The organism is Pedobacter sp. UBA5917 (genome assembly GCF_002432345.1).
Lineage (GTDB): Bacteria > Bacteroidota > Bacteroidia > Sphingobacteriales > Sphingobacteriaceae > Pedobacter.
The window spans coordinates 1-10,227 of record NZ_DJDT01000041.1; the positions used below are offsets into that span (position 1 = coordinate 1).

General features: G+C 42.8%; 7 protein-coding genes. All 7 read right to left on the reverse strand.

Features of this window, described 5'->3' with window-relative positions; genetic code table 11:
- Window positions 1-1,940: GH92 family glycosyl hydrolase (locus B2V92_RS02750; protein WP_293304609.1), on the reverse strand; the 1,940-nt coding region annotated here is incomplete at its 3' end.
- 41 nt (window positions 1,941-1,981) lie between these two features.
- A complete protein-coding gene (locus tag B2V92_RS02755) occupies window positions 1,982-3,262 on the reverse strand; it encodes an MFS transporter (RefSeq protein ID WP_293304610.1) in 1,281 nt (426 codons plus the stop codon).
- Between the two features lie 17 nt (window positions 3,263-3,279).
- Window positions 3,280-5,496 carry a DUF7133 domain-containing protein gene (locus tag B2V92_RS02760; RefSeq protein WP_293304611.1) on the reverse strand — a complete coding sequence of 739 codons (2,217 nt, stop codon included), beginning with the start codon at window positions 5,494-5,496 and terminating at the stop codon, window positions 3,280-3,282.
- A gap of 20 nt (window positions 5,497-5,516) precedes the next feature.
- Window positions 5,517-6,254 carry a ThuA domain-containing protein gene (locus B2V92_RS02765; protein ID WP_293304613.1) on the reverse strand — a complete coding sequence of 246 codons (738 nt, stop codon included), beginning with the start codon at window positions 6,252-6,254 and terminating at the stop codon, window positions 5,517-5,519.
- A 208-nt stretch (window positions 6,255-6,462) separates the two neighbouring features.
- A complete protein-coding gene (locus tag B2V92_RS02770) occupies window positions 6,463-7,884 on the reverse strand; it encodes a GDSL-type esterase/lipase family protein (protein ID WP_293304615.1) in 1,422 nt (473 codons plus the stop codon).
- Window positions 7,885-8,162: 278 nt separating this feature from the next.
- On the reverse strand, window positions 8,163-9,359 hold the full coding sequence (locus B2V92_RS02775; protein WP_293304617.1) for a glycoside hydrolase family 99-like domain-containing protein: 1,197 nt from the start codon (window positions 9,357-9,359) through the stop codon (window positions 8,163-8,165).
- 10 nt (window positions 9,360-9,369) lie between these two features.
- On the reverse strand, window positions 9,370-10,227 hold an 858-nt coding region (locus tag B2V92_RS02780; protein WP_293304619.1), incomplete at its 5' end, for a SusD/RagB family nutrient-binding outer membrane lipoprotein.

The following is a 10,227-nucleotide window of genomic DNA, read 5'->3' on the forward strand; positions in this document are numbered from 1 at the left end:
GGAATGCCGAAAACATTATCTTTAAACCAGGTATCCAATAAAAAGCGAACTCTTCTTTGCGTTTTCCATGGTGATGAAGTGAAATTATACAGATACGGAATATGGAAACTTGGCTCATTCCCCATCGAATACTGACCTACCAGACCAGTAGCATCAGGAAACTTGGCGTTAAATTCATATTTACTCCTGTCAAGCGGTTCCCTGAAAAGCTGATCGAGTTTATTTTCGAAGTTTTTGTTCCCTCCGAATAATCCGATCAAACCATTAACATCGTGCTGTACCTGCCATACGTAAGTCCAGCCGTTGTTTTCGTCATAATAATCACGGCCGCCCATTCCGCCATCAAATTTAGGATCGATATTGATCCAGTTTCCTTTGTTATCCTTTGGCATAAACAATTGCTTTTTCGGATCCCATAAATTGCGGTAATTCTGTCCTCTAGCATTGAATTTTTTATAATCAGCTGTTTTGCCCAAATCGTTGGCCAGTTCGCCCAAAGCCCAATCGTCGTAACTGTGCCCGAGGGTGATGGCCACGGCCTGGCGTTTTTCAAAACTGTGCACATCTGCAACGGTCTCCTTTTCGCCGGGATGTAAAGCGGGGAAATAACCTTTCTGATAATATACTTCTTCCAGTTCGGTTTTAGGACCGTTTTTCCAAGGTAACATGGTGGCTTCGGTTGCATTTTTATACATGCCCTTATAAGCTTCTGCCATATCGAAATTTTTCAATCCTTTGCGATGGGCATCCAGAAAACTCACGGTAGAGTGAAAACCGTTCATGCACACATGATCGCCAAAAAGTACCGGAAATGTAGGCATCCAGCCGCTCTGGCTGTACATATTTACATAAGAATTAAGCATATCCTCTTCCTGCGCCGGATTTAGGATTACCCGGAGTGGATGATGTGCCAGATAGGTATCCCATGCCCAATCATCAACAAAAAAAGGACGGCTCGTTTGGTGGATCTTGTTATCGTAACCACTAAAATACTGGCCATCTTCGGTAATATCAACCATACGCTCGTAAGTACGGTAAAGCGCGGTATAAAATGAACGTTTTTGGGCTTCGGTACCTCCAGCCGTCTGGATTTGGTTGATTACTTTTGCCCAGGCATTTTCGCCCTGCGATTTGATGCTTTCGAAACTTTGCCCTGCAAATTCTGCATCATAGTTCTTTTTGGCCTGAGCGGCACTGATGTAAGAGATGGCATATTTAAAATTGATGTTTTTTGACTTGTTCTGATCAAAATTGATCCATGCTTTTACACTTTTGCCATCAATGGACCGCTCATTTACCACCTGACCGCCTTTAACCACCCCAAAATTGGCACCGGCATCAAAAACGCCATATAAATATACCTTCACATTGCCATGATAGGTTTCCAATCCGGTTAATTCGGTATCGGAAATGAATTTATAGGCTGATTCGCCTGGATTATAGGTGCCCAGCAACAGCGATTTCTGTGCATTTGCAGGAAACGCAAAACGGTAATAACCGGTCTTTTTTCCGGGTACAAATTCTACATTTACTTCATCATCAAGCAAAAAGGCGCTGTAATACCACGGTCTGGTTATTTCAAGATCGTAATCGTAGGTTAACTGGTTACGCCAGTTTGCCAGCTCAATCTTTTTTACAGATGGTTTGATGGAAAAAACCTCTCCTAAACGATGGGAAACAACATTTAAGGGAAAGCTTGAAATCTGGTCGTCCATATAATCGCTACGTTGTGGAAACATACGGATCATCTGGTTCGGCAATTGTACCGTAGGCCGGGTAGGCTGCAACAGCTGACCGACATTACCGATACGGGGATCTATATATTTGAGGTTTCCGGCCCCATCGTTATTTTTTTCCTGCGCCCGCGCTGGTAAAAGGGTATTAAGAGAGAGCAATACAATATTGGAAAGGACAATACAGGATCTGAATAGGTTCTTCATTTATGGGTTAAAGGTTATCGTAAATTGGTGTAGAAGCTTGTTTAAATTACATGTAAAGATTTTGATGCCCTGAGTTTTCTGGAGCGCATATAAAGTAATAATCCGGTGAAGGCCAGTACCAGTATCAAAGGAATTACCAATGTAGCCTGTAAAATTTCTGGTCCGGCCATGTTTTTGGCTTCGTTAAGGTCCTGCGCCAGTAGCGAACCTTCCGAAGCTTTAGAATAAACTTTAAGATCGGCACCCGCCGGAAGGTGTTTTACAATCAATTTATCGTAAAAACTCCCCATAAACACGGTGTAGATAGAAACGGCAAACATACCTGCCCCACCCATTAAATTGAGCCCCAATGCCCCTGATCCGGGGATGTTTTCGGCCACAAAACCGATCATGGTAGGCCAGAAATAACATACACCTATCCCGAATACAATGGCGGCAAGGAAAATTGAACTTCCGGTAAGCGTACTCAACATGTATAATCCGCTGGCAGCAAATATGGCCGATAACAGCAAAACACCCTGCGGAGCCAGTTTATGTACAACCGGTTCGGCAAATGCACGGCCGATAACCATAATCCCTGTAGTAAGGGTAAGTAAAAGCAAAGCATTATCGGTTACGTTTTTCAGTAGTAAACCGATCCATTGTCCGGTAAAAAGTTCGGTAATAGCCGTACCGAACATGCAGATGAACATAAAAATAAAAAGCGGCGACAATACGGCGCGGTACATATCGGATGTGCTATAACCTGAGGTAACACGTTCGGTTTTCGGGAAATCGAGTTTAGAAAAAAGAAAACCATAAACCAGTGTAGGCAACAACATGGCCGCTACCTGCCATTGCCAGCTGAAACCAACTTTTACGAAAAGGGTTACCACAAGCGTACCGATTACAATGCCACCAGGGAACCATAAATGAAAGTGGTTTAATTTTGTGGTTTTATTTTCCGGAAATAAGGTTGCCACCAAAGGGTTACAGGCTGCCTCAACCGTTCCGTTTGCAATGCCGATAAGCAAGGTAGAAAGGAACAGGCTCCAATAGCCCTGTGCAAAAATGGTTAAGGCGATACCGGCCAGGTGGAATACGAAAGCAGCAACCAGCAGGCGTTTCATGCCCACGGCATCTACAATGAAACCGCCAATGATGATGGCCAGAGGGAAACCCCAAAAGGCTGTAGCGGTAATGGTGCCCAATTGTGTGGCATTGAGCTGAAATTCGTTGGCAAGCTGCCCCATCATGCCCGCCCTGATCCCGAAAGAAAGCGAGGTTACGAGCAGGGCAAGGCAGCTTGCCCAAAATAATTTGTTGGTTTGAATGTTTGGCATATTGTTTTTTATAGGTTTTATTTAGATGATTCGAGTTCGGTTATTGTCCATGGCTTGGTGCGCGAGGCATGTAAATCGCGGACTTTCTTTACATCGGCTGGTTTAATGGTACTGGCTTTGTTGCCTAAATCGTTACGGATGTAACTCAAAACCGAAGCAATATAATCGTCGGTATTAAAACCCAATGCAGGCATTACATCCGGATAGGTTTTAGCGTTTATCGGCCCCGAAAGTCCATGAAGCAATATTTTGATCAGTTTCTGCGGATCACCGGTTACATCTTTTGATGAGGCAAGCGGTGGTGCAGGCATATCTTTCCCACCGATTGAAACACCTTTTCCATCAGCACCGTGGCAGGTGGCACACAACTGTTTAAAAATCAATCCGCCTTCGGTTACCAGTTTACGGTCGGCTTCTGCCATTAATTTGGCATTCCGCTCCGAAGCTGCTTTGGCATCAATGGCCGATTGGTACTTCTTCTGCGATTCTACCAGAACCGGAACATTGTTATTCTGTGCCAGAACATCGGCCAATAAAGCTTTCGATTGATCTGATTTTGCATAACGCAGGCTTAGTGCAAGCTGAAAACGCACATCTTCGCTAGGATCGTTTTTAAGTGCGGCCAGCGTAGTTAATAAACTGGTATTGCCTTGCCTCAATTTATCATCACAGATCCAAACTGCGGTTTTCCTTACCGAGGCATCTTTATCTTTTAAACCCTGGTTTAAAGTTTGCTCATCAAGCGATTTTAAACCGTTAAGCGTCCAAAGGGCATGGATACGTGCTAACGGATTTGCAGCGGTAGTAGCCATGGTTTTTAATGCCGGAACAACCGATTTATCACCACGTACCACTAATAATTTCTGTGCATTATCTCTCCACCAGCCGTTTGGGTGTTCGAGATAAGCCACCAGTTCGCTGCTGGGTTGGTTTAACATCTGCGGACGTTTTTTATCAGGTTTGATCCCATCGTAAACCACACGGTAAATGCGGCCGCGACCAATATTTTTGTCTAAACCACGCGGAACGATTTTGCTTCTTAAAAAGCTGCCCGGTTTTGTCCAGTTTCCTTCCTGGATAATCCCACGGTACATATCTACAATGTAAAGGCTACCATCAGGACCGGTTACACTGTTAACCGGACGGAAATTCATATCGGTAGAAGCAATAAATTCTTCTTTGTTATAGGCATTGGTTAAGGTAATTTTTCCGGCAGTATTGGCCACTTTTGCCCTGCGGATTAAACGGCCAACCGGCTCGCAGATAAACAGATCACCCCTTGCATCATTCGGTAAAGCTGTTCCCCTGAAAATAGATTGCCCCGTACAGCCGGTAAAGTGGTTCAGTGTACTATCCGGACGCAGGCGGCTAACCCCACCCTGTACATCAGGGGTTGAAATAATCGGCCATACTGCCTGGAATTCGTCGTTGTACTGATCTTTAAAATCAAGTCTGCCATAAGCAGGGTTCTGCTGAAAGTTTAAAGCAGGAGTTTCGGAACCTGCAGCAGAAAAGTACAACCTGCCATAATCATCGTGGGTAAGTCCCCATTGTCCGCTTGCACCTTCTGGCAGGAATTCGCGTTTAATCTGTCCGTTATCATAGCTGTAACGGGCGTTTTCTACCGTAACATAAATTTTATTGTCGATATTCCAGATTAAACCGCTTTTCTGGTGTTCGAGGTTACCGGTATTGATAGCATCGTTATTAAATACCATTTTTTTCTCATCAGCCACGCCATCGCCATTGGTATCGCGGTAGCTATAAATATTGTTAGAATTGGTCTCGTTTACCAATAAGCGGTCATCAAGGGTTAAAATCATACGGGGAAGCACAAGGTTATCAATAAAAACGACTGATTTGTCCATTTTTCCGTCGCCGTTGGTATCCTCGAGCCTTTTAACCGAGCATACAGCTTTCATCTCCCCTGTTCCATCAACATCCTGCATATAGGTATTCATTTCGGCAACATACATCCTGCCGTTCCCATCCCATACAATGGCAACAGGTTCGTGGATCATCGGTTCGCTGGCTACCAGTTCTAAATGATATCCTTTCTGCAGGTGGATGGTTTTCATACTTTCTTCCGGAGAGAGATAAGCCGGAGAAGGATTGGTATTGACGATGATTTTTCCATCAGCATCGCGTTTAAGGGCTGTTTGGGTAACTTTACAGGTATAAATGAAACCTGATAGCAACATTATACCCAATACAATTCTTTTGTTCTTTTTCATTTTTTATTTGTGTGTTGTGGTTATTTTTTACGGCCTAACGCATATTTAATTCCTCCCAATAAATGCTGGAGAAACAATGGTTCGGTATAAGAAGCTTCGGTATGGCCCAGTTCGGTATAAAAAGCCCTGCCGCCATCGTAAGTATGGTACCAGGCCATGGGATGGTCGTCGCCCATTTTGGCTTTACCGGCATCGTAGCTTTTTTCATTAATGGTAATCAATACTTTAAGGTCGTTGGCAAGGGTTTTAAAATTGTACCACTCGTCTTTTCTTTTCCATAAAGCCGGAAGCATTTCGGTTGACAGGTGATTTTTATCGATTACGTTCAGTTCGGCATCCTGTTGGTTAGGGTGACCGGCAAAGTAGGCCCCAACCAGCTTGCCATACCAGGGCCATTGGTATTCGCAATCGGTTGCAGCGTGCACGCCAACAAAAGCGCCACCATGCTGAATGTACTCTTCGAAAGCTTTTTGCTGGCTATCGTTCAATACATCACCGGTGGTGCTCAGAAAAATTACGGCCTTATACTTTTTAAGGTTAGTTGCGTTAAAATTGGTTGCATTTGTAGTGCTATCTACATCGAAATCGTTTTCGGCACCCAACTTGATAATGGCTTTCACCCCATCGGCAATGGCATTGTGGTGAAAGCCTGCTGTTTTGCAGAAAATAAGAACTTTCTGTTTTTTGGCAGACAAGCTGTTGCTGAAAAGTAAAATGGCGAGTACAATCAGACTGCTGATGGATGTAATCTTTTTCATAAAGTAGGTTTAATCTGGTTAGTTTAACAGATGGTGAATTTAGAAGAATGGCTTAAAAAAGTATTAATAAACAATTAATAGAAATTTGTTATTTGTAACGAAACGGTTATCAAAACAAACCAGATCAACATTAATAATTAATAATCAGCGCATTACCACAAAAAAATCCAATTATTTAATAAAATATTACTACAAAAATTAATCACTGCTATAATTTAGCCGTGGCATTTAAAATAAAATCGACAATAGGTTTCGGATTGGGTAAACTGTGGGGATGATGCGCCGATCCAGATTTATGGATCACTTTTATCTGTCCACCTTTAGCTAATATTTTGCGTTCAAAATCCAATGTATTTTCTGATGGTTTTACCTGCTCATCGGCATCGGCACACAAGATCAATATCGGGTATTTCCCTTTCACAATTTCGGCAGTGCGATCTGTGGGGTTTTTATTAAAATTCTTTACTTCCGTAAGATCTTTTAAACCGAAACCGGTCATAAATGCCTTTACCATATCATTTGGCTTTCCGCTTTCCAGTATAGCGCCCGCCCATCCCGAAATGTTCAATAAGGGATTATCGACATAAACACAGGCTACTTTTTCGGGATTTTCGGCAGCCCAATTGAAAACATATATGCCACCACGGCTCATTCCCTCCATCACCGCTTTTTTATTCAATCCTGCATTTACCAAAAGATTGTAATAAGCATTCCAGATATCGATGGCCGTTTGATTGCCCAATAGCTCGGCCACATCGCAGTATACAATATGGAAACCTTTTTCGAGCAGGGCAATATCAGCCTGTGGTTCGTGTGCCCAAAAGCGTGCCCTCCACACCCATGGATGCCCTTTAGCAGCTGATTTTGGCTTAACCACTTTACAATTTCTGCCTTCAAAATTAAAATCGGCACATTCGTAACCAAAAAAACCGGAAATCTTTAAGGGATTGGATAATCTGGAGAAAATATCGAAAGAGGGATCTCTTTTTATACTTAAACAACTGTAAACGGTATTGGCCATAATGGATGCTCCTTCGGCGTTCGGATGCAGCAAATCGGGAAATAGTTCCTGATGGTTAATCAAGGGAGCATGCATATCAATCACTTCTACTTTTGCCGCAAAAGCAATCTCCTGTATCAATGGGTTAATCTTTTTTGTAATTACGGGATCCCAGATACCTGCTGAATCTTTTACGAAAGAAACCATAGCCGTTAATAGTACAATCCTGGGCTGATTGCGGAGCTGTTTAAAACTTCCGATCAAGTTCATATAATCCGTCTTAAAGTCGCTTATGTATTTCCTGTTAATGGCTTTGGCATCATTACCACCGAGATCGATGATTACTATATCGGGATTCCATTGCAATGTTTCGTTAAACTTTACCGTTTTTTGATAAGGATAATCGCCTTTTAATAGCAATGTGGTACCGCTGATTCCAAAATTACGCACTTCGTAATTACCTCCCATCAGTTTCTGAAGCTGCGCAGGGTAAGCATTGGTTTCGCGTTGCGCTATTCCTGCCCCATAGGTAATGCTGGCACCGATACAGGCGATTTTGATTTTTGCCTGAACAGCTATCGTGCTTATTGCTAGGGTGATTAAAAGGATGTAATATTTCTTTTTGAACATGTATTTTGTTTTTTTGGCAAAAATGGTTTTGTCGTTATAAACGCAGTGAAGAATCTAGTGATGATAAAGATCCTTCACTACGTTCAGGATGACAGTTTCCTATAAAGTTACCGTCATCTCGACCGGAACGTAGTGAAGTGGAGAGATCTATCTCGAGGCAGATTTAGCTGCGCTGAGCACTCCGTGGTTCTCGACTTCGTTGCACTCCGCTCGAAATGACGACGTTTTTGGGAGCCCAATCCTCGGACCTCCGTCCCCGGTCTTCCAACTAACTGAAATTAATTCAACTTAAACTCCTGTCTGGTAATATCTAAATATAAATCGCCATAACCCTGCGTTGATTCTATCTGCGTATCGAGGTTATAATTATTCCACGAATCGATAAAAATCAATCCGCTTGACGAAGCATTATCTTTGGCCACATTACAGAATTTCCGGTAGAACAAACCACCGTCGTTTCTTAAAAAGTTAGGATTTCTGCTTGCCGGGTTCGTAATCAGGTTATTGAAGGCCGGCGATATGCTCGGGATAAATTCGATATTCCATGATTGCAACATACTTTTCCAGTATCTCCAGCCCTGATCTACATTCTGCAGAAACAAAAAGTAACGGTCGTAATCGCGGGTATCGATCATATTGTATTCGTACATGGCATCAACACAGTTCTGAAAACGGTAGTAAAAGCGCTGTGGCGGCGACCAACGATCCTGCATGCCCACGATATAAAGCTCAAAGCCCAATAACGACAGTCTTCTGCGGATTTCCTTATACACTGCCGGACAATCATTTGCATTCAGATTTTGTGCATTATTGATGATTACGAGCGTTTTACCGTTAACCTTCATGTAATTATCCTTTTTAAAATAACTGTTAGGATCGGCACCCATCCTTTGGAAATCCTTATAAAAAGACTCGAGCCTTGCCGGCAGGGTTTCGATGGCAATGGTATTGCTGATGCCCAAAGAGGCCGTATTAAGGTTGTAGGAAAGTGCAAATTTCATGTCTTTCGTGTTCGGCGCATTTAAAAAGGCATTTACCGTAATCGAGTCGTTCCGGTAATTGTTAAAATCGAGGTTTGCAGAACGCACCGAAAACACAAAATAATCGAGCTTTGCTTTTTTGGCCATGTTGATCTGCTCCGTCATTACGTTTACGCCCGAAGCGGGAATAGTGGTTGGCAATGCATTCGGATAGGCATATTTGCCAATGCTGGGTACCTCTTTGATATTGGCGTTAAAGCCAGAACCAAAGTTGGTATAAAATGCCCCTAAAATATAATTGCGTGTTGGCGGTTTGATCTCGATTTCATAATTGAGCACATTATCATCAACCGAAGGCTGATCGCTACCTTTTTTACAGGCAAAAGTGAAAGTAACCAGTGCCATTAGCCCCAGGTACCTGTATTTATTTAATTTTTTCATTGTTTTTTTATTGCTGTCCATTTCAAACCTTTCATTTTTTAATCTGCTGTTCATATTGATCTGGTTAAGGCTTTAAAAATTTATTTACAATGGTGTAGGTTATTCCTGCGGCTGTTAAATCCTGGATGGTATTACCAAACCATTTCTGCTCAAAACGGGCATCGAAAAACGGTTGTGCCAGGCTCCAGTTGCGGTGTACATAAGGTGCGGCAAACTTTAAGGCTTTTTCAGGCGAATCCTGCGGACTGCCCAAAATCACCAGTGCCTGTCTGTAGGCTTCAATATTTCTTTCGGCAATTACCGGGTATTCCCAACGATCAGGGATTTCCTGGAACGGATTGTTTAACACAGCACTGGCCGGATTGGTATGCGGAACAAGTTTAAGGTTATTGGTACGGCGCTGTAAGGTCCAGGCTTCGTAAGCACCATCAGGATAATAATTTAACCAGCGCTGCACCCATATTTTGGCCATATTGTTCTGTGGGATATCTGAATTAACCAGTCCCCAGAAATTATTGTAACCCTTGCCGGCAGTATTCCACTTAATTCCATTGCCAGCCGTATAGGCCGCAGCGGAATTGCTTAATCCCCAAAACGCAAAATTGGCATTGATCCCATCAAGATAATACTGCTCTGATGTTTTGGTACCGCCCAGTCCCAATTCTTTGGCTTCGGCTTTCATAAAACAAACTTCAGCGTAATCCATTAACATAAAAGGGTGTGCAGCAGCCAAAACAGATGATTGTAAATTACTGTAACTGTTTACGTTTGCACCGTTAAAAGGGCTTAAACCGGGCAAATTCCATGTTGGGATATTAAATGTGCTCTTAGCGTTGCCCATATAAGGGATTTTATAGTTTACTACCCTCAAAGTATCATCGGCTGAGCTCGAAAGTGTATCGGTAATCACAAACTGATTGGC

Excerpts from the sequence above, each read along its gene's own strand:
- B2V92_RS02755 (WP_293304610.1), bottom strand. The coding sequence starts at position 3,262 with ATGCCAAACATTCAAACCAACAAATTATTTTGGGCAAGCTGCCTTGCC.
- B2V92_RS02760 (WP_293304611.1), bottom strand. The coding sequence starts at position 5,496 with ATGAAAAAGAACAAAAGAATTGTATTGGGTATAATGTTGCTATCAGGT.
- B2V92_RS02765 (WP_293304613.1), bottom strand. The coding sequence starts at position 6,254 with ATGAAAAAGATTACATCCATCAGCAGTCTGATTGTACTCGCCATTTTA.
- B2V92_RS02770 (WP_293304615.1), bottom strand. The coding sequence starts at position 7,884 with ATGTTCAAAAAGAAATATTACATCCTTTTAATCACCCTAGCAATAAGC.
- B2V92_RS02775 (WP_293304617.1), bottom strand. The coding sequence starts at position 9,359 with ATGAACAGCAGATTAAAAAATGAAAGGTTTGAAATGGACAGCAATAAA.